14 protein-coding genes and 1 other RNA gene are annotated in these 20,985 nt (G+C 68.4%); 10 read left to right on the plus strand and 5 right to left on the minus strand.

Annotation, left to right across the window (positions count from 1 at the left end; genetic code table 11):
- The 5 genes from ACREE8_RS15595 to ACREE8_RS15615 form a co-directional block, all read right to left on the minus strand.
- A partial coding sequence (locus ACREE8_RS15595; protein WP_431573932.1) for a tetratricopeptide repeat protein occupies positions 1–991 on the minus strand: 991 nt, incomplete at its 3' end.
- Complete coding sequence (locus ACREE8_RS15600) at positions 988–3,396, minus strand: tetratricopeptide repeat protein (RefSeq protein ID WP_431573933.1); 2,409 nt, start codon at positions 3,394–3,396, stop codon at positions 988–990. The genes ACREE8_RS15595 and ACREE8_RS15600, both read right to left, overlap by 4 nt.
- On the minus strand, positions 3,393–7,424 hold the full coding sequence (locus ACREE8_RS15605; protein WP_431573934.1) for a tetratricopeptide repeat protein: 4,032 nt from the start codon (positions 7,422–7,424) through the stop codon (positions 3,393–3,395). Before ACREE8_RS15605 ends, ACREE8_RS15600 begins: the two co-directional genes overlap by 4 nt.
- Complete coding sequence (locus tag ACREE8_RS15610) at positions 7,421–9,028, minus strand: tetratricopeptide repeat protein (protein WP_431573935.1); 1,608 nt, start codon at positions 9,026–9,028, stop codon at positions 7,421–7,423. Before ACREE8_RS15610 ends, ACREE8_RS15605 begins: the two co-directional genes overlap by 4 nt.
- A complete protein-coding gene (locus ACREE8_RS15615) occupies positions 9,025–11,685 on the minus strand; it encodes a tetratricopeptide repeat protein (protein WP_431573936.1) in 2,661 nt (886 codons plus the stop codon). The genes ACREE8_RS15610 and ACREE8_RS15615 overlap by 4 nt, the downstream gene beginning before the upstream one ends.
- A 262-nt stretch (positions 11,686–11,947) precedes the next feature.
- On the opposite strand from ACREE8_RS15615, the gene ACREE8_RS15620 reads away from it, so the two are divergent.
- The 10 genes from ACREE8_RS15620 to ACREE8_RS15665 form a co-directional block, all read left to right on the plus strand.
- On the plus strand, positions 11,948–12,706 hold the full coding sequence (locus ACREE8_RS15620; protein ID WP_431573937.1) for a TerB family tellurite resistance protein: 759 nt from the start codon (positions 11,948–11,950) through the stop codon (positions 12,704–12,706).
- A gap of 117 nt (positions 12,707–12,823) precedes the next feature.
- Complete coding sequence (locus ACREE8_RS15625; protein WP_431573938.1) at positions 12,824–13,702, plus strand: DMT family transporter; 879 nt, start codon at positions 12,824–12,826, stop codon at positions 13,700–13,702.
- A 9-nt stretch (positions 13,703–13,711) separates the two neighbouring features.
- Positions 13,712–14,422, plus strand: a complete 711-nt coding sequence (locus ACREE8_RS15630) for an N-acetylmuramoyl-L-alanine amidase (RefSeq protein ID WP_431573939.1) — start codon at positions 13,712–13,714, stop codon at positions 14,420–14,422.
- A 33-nt stretch (positions 14,423–14,455) separates the two neighbouring features.
- An RNA gene (gene rnpB, locus ACREE8_RS15635) (RNase P RNA component class A) lies at positions 14,456–14,881 on the plus strand.
- A 346-nt stretch (positions 14,882–15,227) separates the two neighbouring features.
- Complete coding sequence (locus tag ACREE8_RS15640; RefSeq protein ID WP_431573940.1) at positions 15,228–15,695, plus strand: division/cell wall cluster transcriptional repressor MraZ; 468 nt, start codon at positions 15,228–15,230, stop codon at positions 15,693–15,695.
- On the plus strand, positions 15,692–16,708 hold the full coding sequence (gene rsmH / locus ACREE8_RS15645; RefSeq protein WP_431573941.1) for a 16S rRNA (cytosine(1402)-N(4))-methyltransferase RsmH: 1,017 nt from the start codon (positions 15,692–15,694) through the stop codon (positions 16,706–16,708). The genes ACREE8_RS15640 and rsmH overlap by 4 nt, the downstream gene beginning before the upstream one ends.
- A gap of 3 nt (positions 16,709–16,711) precedes the next feature.
- Entirely contained in the window at positions 16,712–17,371 is a 660-nt protein-coding gene (gene ftsL, locus ACREE8_RS15650) for a cell division protein FtsL (RefSeq protein ID WP_431573942.1), read from the plus strand.
- On the plus strand, positions 17,368–19,095 hold the full coding sequence (locus ACREE8_RS15655; protein WP_431573943.1) for a peptidoglycan D,D-transpeptidase FtsI family protein: 1,728 nt from the start codon (positions 17,368–17,370) through the stop codon (positions 19,093–19,095). The genes ftsL and ACREE8_RS15655 overlap by 4 nt, the downstream gene beginning before the upstream one ends.
- 20 nt (positions 19,096–19,115) lie before the next feature.
- Positions 19,116–20,600, plus strand: a complete 1,485-nt coding sequence (locus ACREE8_RS15660) for a UDP-N-acetylmuramoyl-L-alanyl-D-glutamate--2,6-diaminopimelate ligase (protein ID WP_431573944.1) — start codon at positions 19,116–19,118, stop codon at positions 20,598–20,600.
- Positions 20,597–20,985: Mur ligase domain-containing protein (locus ACREE8_RS15665; RefSeq protein WP_431573945.1), on the plus strand; the 389-nt coding region annotated here is incomplete at its 3' end. The genes ACREE8_RS15660 and ACREE8_RS15665, both read left to right, overlap by 4 nt.

The raw sequence follows: 20,985 nt of genomic DNA on the forward strand, positions 1-20,985 counted from the left end.
GCTCGAGCGCCAGCAATGCCAGCGCGCATGCGCCCAGGGCCCCGCCATCGCCCGGAGTCATGACGAGGAGGCGCTCCGCCGTCGCCAGCGCTTCGGCCGGGCGCTGCAGACCCTGATAGAGGACACAGGCCACGCGCAAGGTTTCGCGCTCTTCGTCGCCGGTGAGCAGGGGCTGCAACTCGCGCAGAGCCTCTTCGCCGCGATTGAGATCGTTCAGCACGATCGCGAGATTGCGCCTGGCATCCGGCGTCGCGGGATCGATGGCGAGGGCCGCGCGAAAGGCGACCTCGCCCTCTTCCAGCCGGCCCTCGAGATGAAGAACCGCGCCCAGATTGACCTGGGCCCGGACCAGACGCGGATCGATCGACAAGGCCTGCCGATAGGCGGTTTCCGCCTCCGCGTTGCGGCCCAGTTCCTTGAGGGCATTGCCGAGATTGAAGGCGACGCCGGCATGGCCGGGCGCGCGTTCGAGCGCTGTGCGCCAGGTGGCGATGGCCGCTTCGGTCTGCCCGGCGCTGCGCTGCACCCGGCCCAGCCGGCGCAGGAGCGCCGGACCTTCGCCCGCCCCGGGCGTCAACCGTGCCAGGGCGGCTTGATAGGCGAGGATCGCTTCGTCATTGCGATCGAGCTCGGCCAGGACGCTGCCGAGCCGTCCCCAATCGGTCGCGACGTCGGGCTCGATCGCAAGGGCCGCCCGATATTCCAGGGCAGCTTCCGCGAAACGCGCGGCCACCGCGAGAGCGGCGGCATGGTTGCGCCGGATACCCGCATTCTCGGGAGCCAGTTGCGCGGCCTGTCCCAGAAAGGCGAGCGCGTCCTGCTTGCGTTCCTGTTCGAATCGCAACACGCCGAGGCCTTGCAGCGCTATGGCATCGTTCGGATTCTGCGCCAGCGCTTCGCCATAGAGCCGTTCCGCCAGCGCGCGATCGCCGGCAACATAGGCCGCAAATGCCGCCTTGGCCGGGTTCGGCGGGGTCCCTGTCTCGCTCATGCCTGGACCTCGATCGCGGGCACGATCTCGATCGCCTCCGGCGCGCGGCCCGACAGATAGTGGCGCCACATGCGGCCATAAGCCTGCTCCAGATGGCGCAGAAAGCGTGTCCGGTCGAACAAGGGTGCGCGCGATCTCGCCTGCAGCAGCCGGGCTTTGACGGCCGCCAGGAGATTGGGGTCGCGCGCCAGCCCCAGCACGATCTGCCGATAGGCTTCGAGATCCTCGGCAACCAGTTCCGGGGCGCCCGCTGCGGTCAGCAGGCTGGCGGAAGCGCGGCTGGCGAAGTGGCGTCCGCGCAAGGTCACGACCGGAACGGCCATGGCCAGCGCATCTTCCGTGAGAGCCAGATCGTTCGCGGGGAAGCTGTCGAGAACCAGATCGGCCAGCGCCACGCGCTGACGCCGCGAGAAGGGCGAGCGCAGCGCGGCGAAGCGCAGCCGCTGCGGCTCGATCCCGCGCTCGGCCGCCTGCCGCTTCAGCTCCACCACCATCAGCGGTTCGGCGGCGGACAACCACAGCATGGTGTTCGGCAAGGCCCCCAGCAGCTCGGTCCAGAGCCGGAACAAGGCGGGCTCGATCCGCTCGGGCGGGTGCAGCGCCGCCAGGATCAGCCGATCCGGCGGCAGTCCTTCGCGTTCGCGATCGGGCGGCTCTCCTGTCGGTTCTTCGCCGACGAGGATGGGGCGATAAACCTCGGGAAGGCGGCAGATCGCTTCGCTCCAATGCGACGCCTGTTGCGGCGGCGCGACGATCGCATCGGCCAATGCATAGTCGATGAAATCGGCGCCGCTGGTTCCGGGGAAGCCAGGCCAGGCGACTTGCAGCGAGGCGGGCCGGCGCGCCGCGATCGCCATGGCGGCGCTGGCGGGCGTGGCGTCGGACAGGACCAGGATGTCGATCGCCTCGTCAGCCAGGTGCTGTGCCGCCATGTCGGGCCGCAGCGCGCTCAGATCGACGCTTCCCTCCGGCAGCGCCGGAGAACCGGCTCCGCCGTCAGCATGAACAAAGAGGATCGGCTCGATCCGTGACGAGTCATGATGCCGGCAGAGATCGGCGATCAAGGGCAGGTCGGAAGCGCCGGCCGCCACGAGATAGCCGATCCGCAAGGCACGATCGGTCTTGTGATCGAGCGGCCGCCGCCGCAACCCGGCGCTGCCGGGTTTGCTGGGAAACGAAAGTGACGTGGCGCTCCAGGCTTGCGCGAGACGGCGCAGCTTGGGTCCATCCATCGAGGCCAGAAGGAATGCGGCCGGCGTCTGATCGGGCAGCGTATTTTCCGCGAGCGCCGCATCTGTGAGGCTTGCGACCCGCGCCGCCAGGGCCTCCGCCTCGCGCCAGCGGCAGGCGCGCCGCAGCAGCATCCACAACCCGCTCGCGGCGGCGCCGTTGTTCGGATCGATGGCGAGGGCCCGGCGTCCGGCGGCGATCGCCTCTTCCGACCGCTCGAGGGCACTGAGCACGGGCATCAGGGCCAGGAGGGCCGGAAGGTCGGCTGGAGCCAGCGTCAGCGCGCGACGCAAGGCCGCCAAGGCCTGGATCGGTTTGCCATGGCGCTGATAGAGCCGGCCGAGACGCACCCAGGCCGGGACTTCGTTCTCGACCAGCGCCACCAGGCTCTCGCCCGCGCTGATCGCGGGCCCGAGCTTGCCTTGCAGCTCCAGCGCCTGAGTCAGATTGCGCGCCGCGTCCGCAAGCTTCGAATCGGCGGCGAGCGCCCGCTTGTAGAGGGCTTCGGCCTCCGCGAAGCGACCCTGGGCCAGGCAGACGCTCCCGAGATTGCAGGCGGCACCGGCAAATCCGGGGCGCAGCCGCAAGGCCGCCCGGTAGCTCACCGCCGCTTCCTCGAGATGGCCCTGCTCGCGCAGCAGGTTGCCGAGATTGAAATGGACCACGGGCCGGTCGGGCTCGATGGCCAGCGCGCGGCGATAGGCGGCAGCGGCCTCGTCATTTTCTCCCAGGCGGCGCAGCAGCAGCGCCAGTTGCCGCTCGGCCGAGGCGAGGCGGGGATCGAGGCCGATCGCCAGCCCATAGGCCGCGACGGCCTCGTGGTCGCGGCCGAGGTCGCGAAGCGCATTTCCATGCTGATAATGCGCCAGGGCCAATCGTGGATCGCCCAGGATCGCCTCGTGGAATTGCAGCAATGCCGCTTCCGGACGGCCCGTCGCCGCCAGCGCGTTGCCGAAATTGCAGCGCAGGATCGCGTCCCGTGGCGCCAGTGCCACGGCCTGCTCGAAGAATCCGACGGCTTCATGCCGGCGACCGGTCTCGAAACAGAGCATCGCCAGCTCGATCAGCGCATCGAGATGGCGCGGCTCGTGCTGCACGGTCTGGCGCAGCGCCTGCTCCCGCCGCTCGCGCTCGACCGCCTCGAGCCTTTCGGCGTCCGTCACTTCCGGCGTCATCCCGGCCCTCGTCGTGCGAAGGCGTTGGGTTCGCGCAGCGCCCGCGCCATGCGGCGGGCGACCTCGTCCCAATCGCCGGCCTTGGCCTGCCGGAACAGACGGGCGGTCGGGTACCAGGGGCTGTCCTCGCGATCGAGATACCAGCGCGGATCGCTCTCGGCCGGCAGCATGATCCAGACCGGCCGGGCCAGGGCGCCCGTCAGATGGGCGATGCCGGTATCCACGGCGATCACGAGGTCGAGCCCGTCGATCAGGCCCGCCGTGTCCGCCAGATCGCTGAAGCGCTGCGGCGGTGCCCCCAGATCCTTCGCCGGATCGAGCAACCGGCCGACCAACCCGGTGCCGGTCAGCTCCTCTTCCTTCATGTCCAGCTGCAGGGCGATGGCGCTTCCGGAAAGATTCCGGATCAGATCCGCCAGCGGCCGCAGGGACATGGTGCGACGGCGATCGTTCGGATATTTCGGATTGCCGCGCCAGGCGAACCCCACCAGGGGGCGCGGCAGCCGCGCGGTTCTCTCGGCCCACCGCTCGCGATCCGCCGGCGTCGCCCGCAGATAGGGAACCTGCACGGGGATGGTCCCCATGCTGATCTTGAAGCGGTGCGGCAGGCTCATCAGCGGAACCTGGAAATCGACAGCGGGCAGATCCTGGGTATTGGCGAAGACCTGGGCGATCTCCGGCATCGATTGCACCAGGCGCACGGCCGGCGGCTGGACTTCGGCCAGGACCACCGCGCCGGCGTCCGCGGCGTTGCGGGCATAGCGGATATATTGAAGGGTATCGCCCAGCCCCTGCTCGCATTGCAGCAGGAGACGTTTGCCGGCGATCGGCTCGCCCTGCCAGAGGGGCGCCACGATCCGGCGCGCGCGGGTGAGGAATGACGGCGACTGCCAGCGCCACTCATATTCGGCGTGACCTTCCTCGAGATGGCCCATCGTCATCAGCGCGAAGGCCAGGCGGCGATGCGCGTCCGGGTTGTCGGGCTCGAGCGCGAGGGCCTTGCGTGTGATCGCGAGCGATTCCTCGGCACGGCCGAGACCGCGCACGACCATGGCCAGGTTGGTGTGCAGGCCGACCAGAGTCGAATCCATCGCCAGGGCGGTACGCAGGGCCTCTTCGGCATCTTCCAGCCTCTCGCACTCGCGCAAGGCCGTCGCCAGATTGTTCCAGACGAAGACCTGCTTCGGGTTGACAGCCAGGGTGGCGCGATAGGCCGCGATCGCCTCCTCGAACCGAAGCTGCGCCGCGAGCGCCCGGCCCAACTGGAAGAGCCCGTCGAAATCCTGGGGATCGCGGGCGAGAACCTCGTGCAGCTTGCGCTCGGCCCCGGCCCCATCTTCCAGGCCGATCAGTGCGCGGGCCGAGGCCAGCAACAGGCCGCGATCGCCGGGCGCGTGGGTGAGCGCCGTTTCGGCGACCTTTGCTGCTTCCGCAAAGCGTTCGCGTTCGACCAGGAGACCGACCAGATTGACCGAGGCGACGACCAGCGACGGATCGATCTCCAGGGCACGGCGATAGCAGCGCAAGGCGCGCTCGAGCGGCGGGGTGGCCTGATCCGCCACGCCGAGATTGATCCAGGCTTCCGCGAGATTGGGCCGCAACGCCACCACCTCGCGATAGCTCTCGGCCGCCGCAGCGGGATCACCGGCCGCCTGCTGCAGGGCCGCCAGATGAAGATGCGGATTGACACGGGCCCCGTCCTGCGCGCGGACGGCGCGATAGAGCGCGGCGGCCGCGTCCGCTTCCCCCGACATCCGATGGGCCTCGGCTTGGGCGAACAGGCGATCGACTTCGGCCCGATCCCCTTTCGGCGGCTCCACGATGCGGATCGCCGCCGGCGGCTTGCCTGCCGCATGGCGCCGCCAGAGGACGCGATAGGCCCGCTCGAGATTGCGCAGGAAGCGATCGGTGTCGAACAGTGGTGCCGTTGCCCGGTTCGCCGCGATCCTGGCCTTGAGCGCCGCCAGCGCCTCGGGATCGCCCGCGTAACGCAGGGCCAGCGCCGCATAATCCTCGCGCGTGCGCGCCACCAGTTCCGACAGGCCGATTGCGCGCAGCACGCTGCCCGACACGCGGCTGGCATAATGCGTGCCCTCGAGAGCGATCACCGGCAAGCCTGCCCAGAGCGCATCGCTGGTCGTGGTGTGGCCGTTGTAAGTCCAGGTATCCAGCGCAATATCGGCGAGCGACAGGCGCTTGAGATGCAGCGCCTTGTCGGGACGGTCGGCGAAGACGAGACGTTCGGGCGCCACGCCGCGCTTCTCGGCCTCGGCCCGCAGATTGACGGGCATCTGCGGATTGCCCGAAGGGAGCCAGAGGACCGAGCCCGGCGATGCCCGCAGGATCCGCATCCAGCAATCGAACAGAGCGGGCTCGATCTTGAAGCCCTGGTTGAAGGAGCAGAACACCGGCAGGCCCTCGGGCAGGCTCCATTGGGCGCGCGTGACCGGTTGCCCGGCGATCGCCTGACGATTGTCGTTCGGCTGGAACAGGTTCGGCAGCCAGCAAAGTTTCTCGCTGTAATCTGGCGCGGCTTCGGGCGGCGTCACCGTGATGTCGGTCAGCACATAGTCGATGAAATCGGCACCCGACGTCCCCGGATAGCCCAGCCAGAGGGCCTGGATAGGGGCCGGCTTGAAGGCCAGGATCTCGAGCCGCGCGGCGCCGGTATGGCCGTTGAGATCGATCAAGATGTCGATCTTGTCGGCGGCGATGCGTTCGGCCGCCTCGCGGAATCCCAGCGCCGTGATATCGACCAACCGGTCGGCGGCCTTGGCGATGCGCTGGCGCCAGGGACTGCCGTCATCGACGCCGATCGCATAGGCGGTGACGTCGACCTGCCGGCGGTCATGGTGCTCGAACAGGCCGACGGTGAGCTGCGCCACCGGATGCTCGCCGAAATCGCTGGAGAGATAGCCGATGCGCAACCGTCGCTCGGCGTCGAGGTCCTGGGCCGGCAGCGATATCCTCTGTCCGCCGATCCGGACGACGGCGGCGCGCGACCAGGCCTGCGCCACCCGCAGATTCTGGGCCTCGTCGGTGCAATGGGAGAGATGGGCCAGTGGCGATTCTTCCGGCTTCTCGCCCTTGGCGAGGGCCGCCTCCGTCGCCGCGGCGATGCGGGCCTGCAAAGGGGCGGCGTCCGCCCAGGCGCATTGCTGCTGATGGAGCCGCAACAGCGAGGCCGCCGCGGGATCCGCCGGATCGATCGCGAGCGCCTGCCGATAAGCCGCGACCGCCTCCTCTTCCCGCTTGGCGGATTCATAGATCGCGCCGAGATTGCGCCAGGCGAAGGCATTCTTCGGCGTGCGTTCGACCGCCTGACGCAGGGTGGCGATGGCCTGGTCCCGATGGCCGAGGATCTTGAGATCGACGCCGAAATTGATCAGCGCGGTCGGTTCCTGGGGATCGAGGCGCAGCGCCGCGCGGTTCGCCTCGGCCGAGCCCTGATAGTCGCCCTGGCGGAACAGCGCGCGCGCCAGGCTGACCCACGCCCGGACATCCTTCGGATCTTCCTGCACCAAGCGGCGCAAGGATACGACCGCATCGGCCGCACGATCGCCGCGCAGCAGCAGATCCGCCTGCAGGCGGCGGCATTCGCGATCTTCCGGCGCCAAGGTCGCGAGTTGGTCGAGCGCGGTCCTGGCCTCGTCGAGCCGGCCCGCGGCCAGCAGCGACTTGGCGAGATTGCGCCAGCCATCGACATGACGCGCATCGATCGCGAGCCCGCGCTGGAAACTGGCGATGGCTTCGCCATGGCGCTGCAGGCTGGCATAGGCGGCACCCAGATTGATCTGCAGCTGCGCATCCTTCGGCGCGCCCGCCGTGGCGCGTTCGAGCGGCGCCACCGCCGCCTCGCGCCGCCCGGTCTGGAACAGCAGCACGCCCAACCCGCCCAGCGCGCCGATATGACCCGGCTGGCGTTCGAGCAGCTTGCGATAGGCCGCTTCGGCACGCTCCAGTGTGCCGGCGCGATGCAGCGCCATCGCCGCTTCAAGGGTTGGCGTGCCCGCCTTGCTGTCGCTCATGGCGCGCCCTCGGCCGCGATGAAGCCTTGGACGGCGTCGGCGACCGCTTCGAGCGGAGCCGTCCAGTCCTCGGCACGGCTTTGCCGGAAGAGGCGGGCCGTCGGATACCAGGGGCTGTCGGCTCGATCGACCAGCCACCGCGCGTCGGCACTGTGCGGCAGCATCAGCCAGACGGGTTTTCCCAAGGCGCCCGCGAGATGAGCGGCGGCCGTATCGACGGAGAGCACGAGATCGAGCTCCGCGATCAATCCGGCGGTATCGGCAAAGTCGGCGAAGCGTTCGGCGGGTGCGCCGAGATCCGCCGCCGGGTCGAGCAACCGAACGCCCGATCCGGGCAGATCCATCTCCGCCGCGGTCGCATCCTTTTGCAGCGCGATCCATGTGGCGCCACGCCCCCGGGCCAGAACCTTGGTCAGGGCGGCCAGCGGCATGGAGCGGCGGGCGTCATTCACGAAGGTGGGACTGCCGCGCCAGACCAGGCCGATCCGCGGCCGCGGCAGCGGCGCCAACCGCCCCGCCCAGCGGCGGCGATCGGCTTCCGGGGCTGTCAAATAGGGTATCAGCGCCGGTATCGTCTCGAGGGTGATGCCGAGACGATGCGGCAGGCTGATCAGCGAGATCTGGAAATCGATAGGCGGCAGCGCTTCGCCGGCGGCGGCGATCCGCTCGAACGCCGGCATGCTCCGAGCGAGCCGGACCAGCGGGGCCTGCAGCTCGGCGACGAGATGAGCGCCGAGGGCCGCCACGGCCGGCGCGAAACGCAGATAATGAATACTATCGCCGAGCCCCTGTTCCCATTGCAGGAGCAGCCGACGCCCGGCGATGGGCTCCCCTTCCCAGAAGGGCGCCACGATCCGGCGCCCCCGCCGCGCGAACGCCTCCGTGCGCCAGCGCCATTCATATTCTTCGTAGCCCTCCCGCAATCGTCCCAGCGCCAGGAGCGCCATGCCGCGCAGACGATGCGCCTCCGCGAGTGAGGGACTCTCTTCGATCAGCAGCCTGTGGAGCGTCTCGAAGGCTTCTTCGGCCTCGCGGTGACGATTGAGCGATCGAAGCGCCGCGATCAGCTGGTTCCAGACCTCCGCCCGACGAGGTTCCCGGAGCAGCGATGCTCGATAAGAGTCGACGGCTTCGCCCATACGCTGCAGCCATTGCTCACGCAGCTTCGGGAGCCCGCCATCACCGGGGACCAAGGTTTCGAGACGGTCGAGCGCTTCCTTGGCCTCGTCGAGCCGTCGCAGCGCCATCAAGGCTTTGGCGAGGTTACACCAGCCATCCGCATGTTGCGAGCCTCGCTGCAGCCCGAGCTTGAAGCAGGCGATCGCCTCGTCGAAGCGCCGCAGGCTGGCGTAGACGGCGCCCAGATTGATCTGAAGCTGCGCATCCTGCGGTGCGCCCGCTGTAGCGCGTTCGAGCGGCGCCACCGCGTCCTCACGCCGGCCGGTCTGATAGAGCAGCACACCAAGCCCGCCCAGCGCGTCGATATGACCGGGCTGGCGTTCGAGCAGCTTGCGATAGGCCGCTTCGGCGCTGTCGAGTGTGCCGGCGCGATGCAGCGCCAGGGCGTCCTCGATCGTGCCGGTCTCGATGGGGCTGGCGCTCATGACATACCGGATCTCAGGCGGCCCGCAGCCAGCTCCCGGCAACGATCCAGATGCTTCGCCATCGGCCCGCCTTCCGCCAGGATCGCGGCAAGCCCACCCCAGGCTTCGGCCAGGCTCGGATCCAGCGCCACCGCTTCGCGATAGCGATCCGCGGCTTCGCCGGCAGCCCCTTCGGCCCGCAGCAGATCGGCCAGTCGCAGCTGGCCCATGACATTCCCCGGCTCGAGCGCCAAGGCGCGGCGATAGGCGACGATCGCCTTGCGGCGATCGCCGCTGCGCCGGAAGGCCTCGGCCTCGCCCATCGCGGCCGCCACCGCCGATACCTCAGCGCCGGTGGGTTCCACGACCCGCACCGCGGCCGGCTTCGCCTGGCGGACATGGCGGCGCCAGATGGCGCGATAGGCCGCTTCCAGATTGCGCGTGAAGCGCGCGGTGTCGAACAGCGGCATGGTCTTGCGGTGGGCGGCGAGCTTGGCCTTGAGCGCGATGCGCGCGGAGGGATCGCGGCCATAGCGCAGGGCCAGCGCGCGATAATCCTCGGGCGTTGTCGCGATCAGCTCCGGCAGGCCGATCGCACGCAGCACGCTGGCCGAGACCCGGCTCGCATAATGGCTCCCTTCGAGCGTGATTACCGGCACGCCCGCCCAGAGTGCATCGCTGGTCGTGGTATGGCCGTTGTAAGTCCAGGTATCCAGCGCGATGTCGGCCAGCGACAGGCGCTGCAGATGAACCGGCTTCTCCGGGCGGTCCGCGAAGATCAACCGCTCCGCGCCCACGCCATGGGCCGCCGCCGCGCGACGCAGATTGGCCAGCATCTCGGCGCTGGGGCTGCGCAGCCACAGGACCGAGCGCGGCAGCTCGCGCAGCAGCCCCATCCACAAGGCGAAGCTCGCGGGCTCGATCTTGAAGCCCTGGTTGAGCGAGGCGAACACCACCCCGTCCGCGGGCAGGCCCCACCGCGCGCGCGTGGTCGCCTCGACGGCGATCTCCTGACGGTCGTCGTTGGGCTGGAACACCTGCGGCAGCCAGAGCAGGGATTCGCTGTAGTCCACGGCGGCTTCGGGCGGCGTGGCCACGATGTCGGTGATCAGATAGTCGATGAAGTCGGCGCCCGAGCTCCCGGGATAACCCAGCCACAGCGCCTGGATCGGCGCCGGCCGCAGGGCCAGCGCTTCCATCTTGGCGCCGCTGGAATGGCCATTGAGATCGACCAGGATATCGATCCCGTCGGCGGCGACGCGTTCCGCGATCGCGCGCTGACCCTGTCCGTGCAGGTCGACGAAATGCTCCGCGGCCGCTTCGGCGCGCCGCCGCCAGGGGCTGGCATCGACGCGGCCATGCGAATAGATCGAGACCTCGACGGCGCTGCGGTCGTGATGCTCGAACAGGCCGACGGTCAGATGGGCGACCGGATGGTCATGCATGTCGCTGGTGAAGTAGCCGATCTTGAGGCGGCGATCCGGATCGAGATCCCCCATCCGCCGCGCGATCCGCACACCCGCGAGGCGCGGCTGCATCTGCTTCACCCAGGCACGCGCGACCGCGAGCGTCTCGGCTTCGTCGCTCGACCGCGACAGATGGGCCAGCGGCGTCTCCTCGGGCTTGCGGCCCTGCGCCAGCTTGGATTTCGTGTCGGCCGCGACGCGCGCCAGCAGCGGCGCTGCGCCCGTCCAGTCGCATTGCTGCAGCAATTGGGTCAGCAACAGGGCTTGGCCCGTCGCATTCGCGGGCTCCAGGGCGAAGGCCTCGCGATAGGCGTTGGCGGCCTCGGCATTGCGGCCCAGCATCTCGAGAGCGCTGCCGAGATTGCGCCAGGCGAGAGCGCTCGAACGATCGAGCTCGATCGCGCGGCGGAAGGCCGCCATCGCCTCCTTGATCGTGCCATGATCATAGAGGGCGGCGCCGAGATTGAGATGGTACGCGGCGTGGTCGGGCTTGAGCGCGATCGCGCGGCGCTGCGCCTCGATGGCGCCGCTGCTGTCGCCCATCGCCCGGCAGGTGGTGCCGAGTTGATTCCAGTAATCGGCGCGGTCGGGCTGCAGCGACGTGGCCTCACGCCAATGCGTCACGGCCGACGCGAACTCTCCCTGGGCCGCCAGCGCGCCGGCCAGCGCCGCCTTGTGACGCGCATTGCCGGGTTCGCGGGCAATCAGTTGCCGATAGATCTGCGCAGCATCGGCCGGCCTTTGACGCCGCAGGGCGAGATCGGCGGCAAGACGATGCGGCTCCACTTGATCGGGCGCCAGCTTGAGCAAGCGCTCGATGGCGATGGCCGCCTCGTCGAACCGGTCGCTGCGCATCAACGCCATCGCCAGATTGCGCCAGCCATGCCGATGATCCGGCGCTTGCGTCAGCGCCCGCTGGAAGGCGGCGATCGCCTCCGGCAGGCGGCCCGTGCCTGCATAGGCGCTGCCGAGATTGACCTGACCCTGCGTGTCCGCAGGTGCCCTCTCGGCGGCCCGCTCGAGCGGTACGATCGCGTCCTGGGGCCGGCCGGTCTGAACCAGCAGGACACCCAGGCCGCCCAGCGCCGCGACATCGTCAGGCGCGGCGGCCAGAGCCTCGCGATAGGCGGATTCCGCCCCGACCAAATCGCCCGCGCGATGGCAGGCGAGCGCTCTTTCGCTCGCTGTCATGGGTCGCTGGGTCGCTGTCATGGGCGCTTGCATATCCTCATTCTGGTCGGCGCCTTCAAGCGGCTCACGGCGGGCACCGGTATGATCGACCTATTCTGACACCCCGGCCCGACTCGCTCCAAGCCGCAGATGAACGAGTAAGTCTTTGATCCTGTTCGCCTCTCTTGCGCAAGGCTGGCTCCGGCACGGCGCTTTCGGTATGCTACAGGATGATTCTTTCGCGTTAAGGAACCCTGGTTCCTGGCGCGTCCCTCACCCTCTTTTCCCAACAATCGAATTGGCCATGAGCATCTGGGGCAAGATCCTCGGCGGAGCCGCCGGTTTCGCGCTGGGCGGCCCGGTCGGCGCCCTGGCGGGCGCCGTCGCCGGCCATGCCGTCGATATGCTGACCGAAGCCAACCTGCAGGACGACGCCAAGGCGCTGCCGTCGGGCGACGAGCGGGCGGCAACGCGCCAGATCGCCTTCACCATCGGCGTGATCGTGCTGGGCGCCAAGATGGCGAAGGCCGACGGCAAGGTTACGCGCGAGGAGATCGTCGCCTTCAAGGAAGTGTTCCGGGTGCCGCCGGCGGAGCTCAGGAATGTCGGGCGCTTCTTCGACCAGGCGCGCAAGGATGCGCAAGGCTTCGAGCCCTATGCCCGCCAGATTTCCAAGATGTTCCCGCGAAAGTCGCGGGTCCTCGAAGAGCTGATCGACGGCCTGTTCCATATCGCCAAGGCCGACGGCGAGGTCAGCGACGAGGAATTGGCCTATCTCCGCCAGGTCGCGCGGATCTTCGGATTTGCCGATGCCGATTTCGAGCGGATCCGTCACTCGCATCTGGGACCCGACGAATCCGATCCCTATACGCTGCTGGGCGTCACGCGCGACGCCAGCGACGCCGAGATCAAGCTCGCCTGGCGGCGGCTCATTCGCGAGACCCATCCCGACAAGCTGATCGCCAAGGGCCTGCCGCAGGAATTCGTCGATCTCGCGACCGACAAGATGGCGCGCGTCAATGCCGCCTATGACCGGATCGCCCGGGAGCGCGGCATTGCCTGATCGCGTTGGCTCCCGAGAAAAAGATCACCAAAGAGGCTCCCCGTCCTCGTTTGCCACGCTGGCCGCCCCTGCTGCAAGGGGAGGGGCCGTGGTTCTTGCTCACGCTCACATCTCTGCGTGAAACTTCATCATCTGGTGCTGATCGTCCTCGTGATGATGATCTGGGGATTCAATTTCGTGGTGGTGAAATGGGGCCTGGGGCTGATGCCTCCTTTCACCTTCGTGGCGCTGCGTTTCATGGTCGTGGCGGCGATGCTGCTGCCCTTCATCAAGCTGCCGCCGCGCTGGCGCGAGCTGGTGGGCCTGTCGGTGACGCTGGGCATCCTGCATTTCAGCCTGATGTTCACCGGCATGAAGCATGTCGATGCCTCGACCGCGGCGCTCGCGGTGCAGCTTCAGGTCCCCTTCGCGGCACTCCTCGCGGCCTTCTTCTTCAAGGACCGCATCGGCTGGCGGCGGATGCTCGGCATGGTCATCGCCTTCGGCGGCGTGGCGCTCATCGCCGGCGAGCCGCGCTTCGCGAATGGCTATCTGCCGCTGGCTCTCGTCATCGCCGCGGCCTGCGTCTGGTCCTTCGCCAATATCCAGATCAAGAAGATGGGCGACGCCATCGATGTGATAGCGCTCAATGGCTGGATCGCGACCTTTGCCTTCCCTCAACTTTTGATTGTCGCGCTTTTTGTCGAGGGCAATCCGCTCGAGACCGTGCCCTGGGACCATTGGGGCGTCTGGGGTGTCCTGGCCTATCAGAGCGTCCTCGTCACCTTGATCGGCTATGGAGTCTGGTATCGGATGATGCGGACCTTCCCGGTCAACCAGGTGATGCCCTTCACCCTGCTGATCCCCCTGTTCGGCGTGATGTCGGGCATCCTCTTCTTGGAAGAGCCCCTGACCTGGCTCATGGTGATCGGGGGCGTCGCCACGCTCGCGGGCGTGGCGATCTGCGTCATCCGGCGGCCGGCACTGGCCCAGGCCGCGACCAAAGGCGGGTTATAGGCGTCGATCATGGCAAAGCTCGAACTCAGCGAAGTGCTCTCGCCCAACCATGACGAGCGGCCTCCTGGCCAGGCGATCGACATCCTGCTGCTGCATTACACCGGCATGGAAGGTCCCCAGGCGGCGATCGACCGGCTGGTCGATCCGACGACAAAAGTCAGCGCCCATTATCTGATCGAGGAAGACGGCACGCCCTGGCGCCTGGTGGCCGAGGAGCGCCGCGCCTGGCATGCCGGCGTCAGCTGTTGGGGCGGTTTCCGCGACATCAATGCGCGTTCGATCGGCATCGAGCTGGTCAATCCCGGCCACGAGTTCGGCTATCGGCCCTTTCCTCCCGCGCAAATGGACAGCCTCGAAGCGCTGGCCCTGGAGACCCTCTCGCGCCATCCGATCCCGCCCCGACATGTGCTGGGCCATTCCGACGTGGCACCGCAACGCAAGCAGGATCCGGGCGAGCTCTTCGATTGGGCCGGCCTCGCCCGGCATGGCATCGGCCTCTGGTCGCGCGCCAATGCCAAGCCCCGCGCCTGGTCGGTCGCCGAATTCCAGGCGGGCCTCGGCCGCTTCGGTTACGAGGTCCCCGCCCATGGGCAGCTCGACGAGGCGACGAAGACGGTCCTGATCGCCTTTCAGCGTCATTTCCGTCCCTCGCGCTTCGATGGCATGCCGGACGAGGAATGCGCCGGCATTCTCGCGGATCTTCTCGACCAGATCGGTTGACCTGAAGGGCTTCAGCGCCTAACTCTGCGCGCGCCAGACGGCCAGGTGGCCGCCTTCCGCCGATCGGCAACGGTCGGCGTGGGGGAGGAAAGTCCGGGCTCCACGGAAACACGGTGCCGGGTAACGCCCGGCGGGGGCGACCCCAGGGAAAGTGCCACAGAAACATACCGCCTGACCCGGCAACGGGGACGGTAAGGGTGAAATGGTGCGGTAAGAGCGCACCGCATGGCCGGCAACGGTCATGGCAGGGCAAACCCCACCGGGAGCAAGACCAAGTAGGGACAGCAGGTTCTTGATTTCTTTCGGGAAATCCTGGACCGGGCGGTTTTCGAGCCGCTGTCCGGGTCGGTCGCGCGAGGCGTTCGGCAACGAACGTCCCAGATGAATGGCCATCGCCAGGGCGCTGGTTCGCCAGCTCAACCCCGGAGACAGAACCCGGCTTATCGGCCGTCTGGCATTACCTCCCTCGTCGACATTGTCGCCTTGCGCCACCCCTTCGACAGGGTGTCGCCGCAAGTATTCGCGACCAGAACAAATAAAGAACACGAAGTCGCCTCAATGACGAGCGAGACTTCGTCTTGAGCGCAGGTTTCTGTGCTTCGAGCGATCCGAGAAAGGGTGGTTAACGCCTCGTAAATGCCTCGAAACGCCAGATTTTTACTATCCATTCCCATTGACGCCCATAGTATCCCATGATATCCCATAAATGCCGGTCGGGTGCCCAAGTGGCGCCCATGAAGTCCGTTCAGGGTCGTTTTTTGGAGAACGGGCGGCTGCGGCGAAGGGGCAAGGAAACGGAAGGCCGATGGCGCTGTTCATCGACACCTTCGTGAACAAAATCGACCGCAAGGGGCGGGTTTCCGTCCCGGCGTCCTTCCGTGCTGCGCTCTCCGGACAGGCCTTCCACGGAATCGTCGCGCTCCCCTCCTTCAAGTACAAAGCCGTGCAATGCGCCGGCATCGACTGGATGGAAGGGATCAAGGCGCGGCTCAGCACCAATTCCGATCTGTTCTCGGAAGAGCATGACGATCTGACGATGGCGCTCTTCTCCAGCGCCAAGCAGCTCGCCTTCGACGGCGAAGGCCGTGTGCAGCTGCCCGAGGATCTCGCCAAGGAAGCCCATATCGGCGAGGTTGCCGCGTTCGTTGGGCGCGGCGAGCATTTCGAGATCTGGGAACCCCAGGCGCTCGAGCGCTACAAGATCGAAGCGCGCAAGCGCGCGCTCGAAAAGGGACGCACCCTGCGCAATGCGCGCGCGGACGGTCAGTCATGACCAACAAGCGTCGCAACAAACCGGAAGCCGATGCCTCGGGCGCGCAGGCCCATGTGCCCGTGATGCTCGATGAGGTGCTCGCGGCCCTCGCCCCCAAGGATGGCGGCATCTATATCGACGGCACCTTCGGCGCCGGCGGCTACAGCCGCGCCATTCTCTCCGCCGCCGACTGCACCGTCTGGGCGATCGATCGCGATCCCGATGCGATCGCGGGCGCGCGGGCGCTGGCGCAGGATTTCCCGGGTCGCCTCCACACCGTGCAGGGCCGCTTCGGCGACATGCGCGAGTTGTTGAGCGAGCGTGGCTTCAAGCATGCCGACGGCATCGCCTTCGATTTCGGCGTCTCCTCGATGCAGATCGATCAGCCCGAGCGCGGTTTCTCCTTCCGCTTCGACGGTCCGCTCGACATGCGCATGGGCCGCCACGGTCCGACCGCGGCCGATCTCGTGAACGAGATGGAAGAATCCGATCTCGCCGACCTCATCTTCCGCTATGGCGAGGAGCGCCGCGCACGCCAGATCGCGCGCGCGATCGTGGCTGCGCGCCGTGCGGCGCCGATCACCCGCACGCTGGCGCTGGCCGAGATCGTGCGCCGCGCCTCGGGGGCCCGCGCCCATGACGGCATCGATCCCGCGACCCGCACCTTCCAGGCCTTGCGCATCGCCGTGAATGACGAGCTGGGCGAGATCCGCCGTGGCCTCGTCTCCGCCGAAGCGCTCCTCCAGGCGGCCGGCCGGCTCGCCGTCGTCTCCTTCCATTCGCTCGAGGATCGCGAAGTGAAGCGGTTCCTGCGCGAACGGGCCGGCCGTACGCCCCAGGGCTCGCGCCACCTGCCCGAAGCGCCCGCGCCCTCGCATGCGCCCAGCTTCCGCACCCTGTCGCCCGAGCTGGTGAAGCCCGGCAAGGCCGAAACCGATCGCAATCCGCGCGCCCGCTCGGCGCGCTTGCGCGCGGCCGAACGCACCGCCGCCCCGCCCTGGGGCGATAGGGGCAACATGGCCGAGGAGGACTGATCCATGAACCGTCTCTCCCTGCCGGTCTGGCTCGTTCTGGTGATCGCCGCCGGCTTCTGCATGTTCCAGATCAAATTCGCGGTGCAGGAACTCGAACATCAGCTGGGCCAGACCAATCGCGACATCTCGCGCGCGCAAGAACAGGTCCGCGTGCTCAAGGCCGAATGGAGCTATCTGAACGAGCCCGGCCGGCTCTCCGATCTCAACCGCCGTCATCTGGGCCTGGCGCCGGTCGCGGCCCGCCAGATGGAGAATGTCGCGGCCCTGCCGCAGCGCCTCGACGTGGCGCTGCCCTCGCCGAGCTTCCAGCCCAAGCCCGTCACCAGCGAAACCGCCACCCTCGCCAGCAGCCTCGAATGGTCGGCCGGCATGGCCGATCTCGATGTCAGCGCGCCGGCGGGGCCTGCTCTCACCGGCCTGGCGCCGAGCGAGTTCGTGCCGGTCAGCTTCGAGCCCGACCATGATCTGGCCGAAAACAACAACGTCGTCGAGGTCGCGGCCACGCCGACGGCCGCAGGCCCGGTCGACCCGACCTCGGGCAGCGAAGACATTTCCGCCACGGCCGCCGCGGCGACGCGCGCGGCCACGGGCCCGCTGGTCTCTCCCAGCGACGATCCGCTGGGCGCGCTCATCGCGGCGACCACCGCGGAGCAGCAGCAATGAAACCGCGGCCTCCGCGCCACCCGCAAGGACCCCAGCTCGCCGATCCGCGGCCCCCGCGCTTCGAGGACCTCTATGCGCTCGATGGCGAGCGCAAGCGCGTGCTCGAGACCGGCTATCTGCGGCTTCTGTTCGGCGGCGGTTTGTTCCTGGTCGCCTTCCTCGCCATCAGCCTGCGCCTGCTCGAGGTCGGGGTCTGGGATGGCGGCGAGCGCGAAAGCGCACAGCTGCCGACACCCGATCTGGCGGTCGCCCGCGCCGACATCCTCGATCGCAATGGCGTCCTGCTCGCGACCAGCCTCGCCACCGCCTCGCTCTACGCCGATCCCCAGCAGATCGCCGACCCGGCCGGGACCGCGGCGAAGCTGGTCGAGATCCTGCCGGAGCTGAGCGCCGCCGAGCTGACTGCGAAGCTGTCGGCCCATAGCCGCTTCGTCTGGATCAAGCGCGATCTGACGCCGCGCCAGCAATATGCGGTCAACCGCCTCGGCATCCCGGCCTTGGCCTTCCAGCGCGAGGAGCGGCGCGTCTATCCGCAGTCTTCGCTGACGGCGCATGTCGTCGGCTACACCGACGTGGACAATAAGGGCCTCGCCGGCATCGAACAGTCCTTCGACGACGTGCTCAAGAGCGGCCAGCCGGTCCAGCTCTCGCTCGACCTCCGCGTCCAGCACATCCTTCACGACGAGCTCCAGCGCGCGATCACCGATTTCTCGGCGGTCGGCGGCGCGGGCATGGTGCTCGACGCCAATACCGGCGAGATCCTCGCCATGGTCTCGCTGCCCGACTTCGATCCGGTCAATGCCGGCACGGCGACGCCCGACCAGCGCTTCAACCGCGCGACGCTCGGCGTCTACGAGATGGGCTCCACCTTCAAGATCTTCAACACGGCCGCGGCCCTCGATTCTGGCGTCATCGGCATCAATGACAGCGTCGATGCGAGCCATCCCCTGCGGGTCGCGGGCTTCACCATCTCCGACTTCCATCCGGAGAACCGTCCCCTGACGGTCTCGGAAGTCATCATGTATTCCTCGAACATCGGCTCGGCGCTGATCGCCCAGCGCATCGGCACCGAGCGCCAGCGCAAATTCATGGACAGCATCGGCATGCTGCGCCGGGCCTCGATCGAGATCCCCGAGGCGGGCGCGCCGATGTATCCGGCCGACTGGCGTCCGATCAACACCATGACGATCGCCTATGGCCATGGCATCGCGGTCAGCGCGCTGCATCTCGTGACCGGCGTCGCGGCGATGGTCAATGGCGGCATGATGCGGCCGGCGACGCTCATTCATCGCGGCCTCGACCAGGTCACCGACGGGCAGCGCGTGATCAAGGCCGAGACTTCGGCCCAGATCCGCCAGCTCCTGCGCCTCGTGGTCGAGAAGGGCACCGGCAAGAAAGCCGACGTGCCCGGCTATTTCGTCGGCGGCAAGACCGGCACGGCCGACAAGCTCGGCAGCCACGGCTACGTCGCCAATGCGCGCATGGCCTCCTTCGTCGGCGTCTTCCCGATCAACGCGCCGCGCTATGTGGTGCTGGCGATGGTCGACGACCCGAAGCCCAATGCGAGCTCTTACGGCTATGCGACCGGCGGCTGGGTCGCGGCACCGGCGGTGGGGCGCGTGATTCAGCGCATGGCGCCGCTGCTCGGCATCCCGCCGCAGGATCAGAACGACATGCCCTCCGAGACCGCAGCGCTGCTCGTGTCAGCGCGCGGTACGGAATAGGGACGGCGGAGTTCGGGCCGGTGCGGCTCAAGGACCTCCTGGAGGAACGGAAGACGGACGTGGCGGCAACGGCGGCGGAAATCGAGATCAAGGGCTTGAGCGCGGACTCGCGTCGCGTCGAGCCCGGCTTTTTGTTCGCCGCCCTGCCGGGCTCGCGCGCCGACGGGCGCGTCTACATCATCGACGCGCTGAAGCGCGGCGCCAGCGCCATCCTGGCGCCCTTCGACACCGAGCTGCCGCCCGAGATCGGCTGCACCCCCGTCATCCTCGACGACAATCCGCGCCGGCGCCTCGCGCTCATGGCGGCACGTTTCTATCGCAAGCAACCCAAGACCATGGCCGCCGTCACCGGCACCAGCGGCAAGACCTCGGCCGCGCATTTCACGCGCCAGCTCTGGACGCTGCTGGGGTTCCGCGCCGGCAGCCTCGGCACGCTGGGCGTCGTCGCCCCCGGCCATGATCTTCCCGGCGCCTTGACCACGCCCGACCCGATCGAGCTGCACCGCCTCCTGGCCGAGCTGGCCTTGGGCGGCATCGATCATCTCGCGATCGAGGCCTCGAGCCATGGCATCGACCAGTACCGGCTCGACGGGGTCAAGCTGAAGGCCGCCGCCTTCACCAACCTCACCCATGAGCATCTCGACTATCACGGCACCATGGCGCGCTATTTCCGGGCCAAGGCGCGGCTGTTCGAGCAGCTGCTGCCGGGCACGGGCACAGCCGTCCTCAATGCCGACAGCGACCAGTTCGAGCCCCTGCTCGCGATCTGCAAGCAGCGCGGCCTCGCCACCATCGCCTTCGGCAAAGCGGGCAAAGACCTGACGCTGGTCGGCCGCACGCTGCTGCCGGAAGGCCAGCGGCTGGTCCTCGACATCTTCGGCCAGCGCACCGAGCTCATGTTCCCGGTCGCCGGCGGCTTCCAGGCCTATAACGCCCTGACGGCGTTGGGCCTCGTCATCGGCTGCGGTGCCGATCCGGCCCGCGCGACCACCGAGCTGTCGCAGCTGAGCGGCGTCCATGGCCGCATCGAGCTGGTGGCGCGCCATCCGAGCGGCGCCACGATCCTGGTGGACTATTCGCACAAGCCCGAGGCGTTGCGCACGATCCTCAACGAGCTTCGCCCGCTGGCCCGCAACCGCCTCGTGGTGGTGTTCGGCTGCGGCGGCGATCGTGATCGCGCCAAACGGCCGGTGATGGGCGCCATCGCGACCGAGCTGGCGGACCGGGTCATCGTGACCGACGACAATCCGCGCAGCGAGGATCCGGCCGCGATCCGCGCCGAGATCATGGCGGCGGCCCCCGGTGCCCGCGAGATCGGCGACCGGGCGCTGGCCATCCGCACCGCCGTCGGCGAGCTCGAGGCGGGCGACCTTCTCGTGATCGCCGGCAAAGGCCATGAGACCGGCCAGATCGTCGGTTCGGTTACACATCCATTCGACGATGCCGAGGTCGCGCGCGCCGCGGCGCTCGCGGTCGGCGGACGCAGCATCGGGGGTGGCGCATGACCGCCGCCACGAAGCCCGTGCTCTGGACCGCCGCCGAAGCCGCCGCCGCGACCGTGGGCAAGCTGGAGGGCGCTGCCGCCTGGGCGGCGACCGGCGTCTCGATCGACAGCCGCACGGTCGAGGCCGGCGATCTCTTCGTCGCCCTCAAGGGTCCGAGTTTCGACGGCCATGATTACATCGCCCGTGCGCTCGCCGCCGGCGCCGTGGCCGCCCTCGCCCATCGCCGCCCCGACGGGCTCGACGCCGACGCTCCGCTGCTGCGGATCGCCGAGACGCTGGCGGGCCTGGAGCGGATGGGTCAGGCGGCGCGCGCGCGTTCCCAGGCCAGGCGCATCGGCGTCACCGGCAGCGTCGGCAAAACCGGCACCAAGGAAGCGCTCAAGAC

It is taken from the genome of Hypericibacter sp. (assembly GCF_050729195.1).
In the GTDB taxonomy this organism is placed as follows: Bacteria; Pseudomonadota; Alphaproteobacteria; order Dongiales; family Dongiaceae; genus Hypericibacter.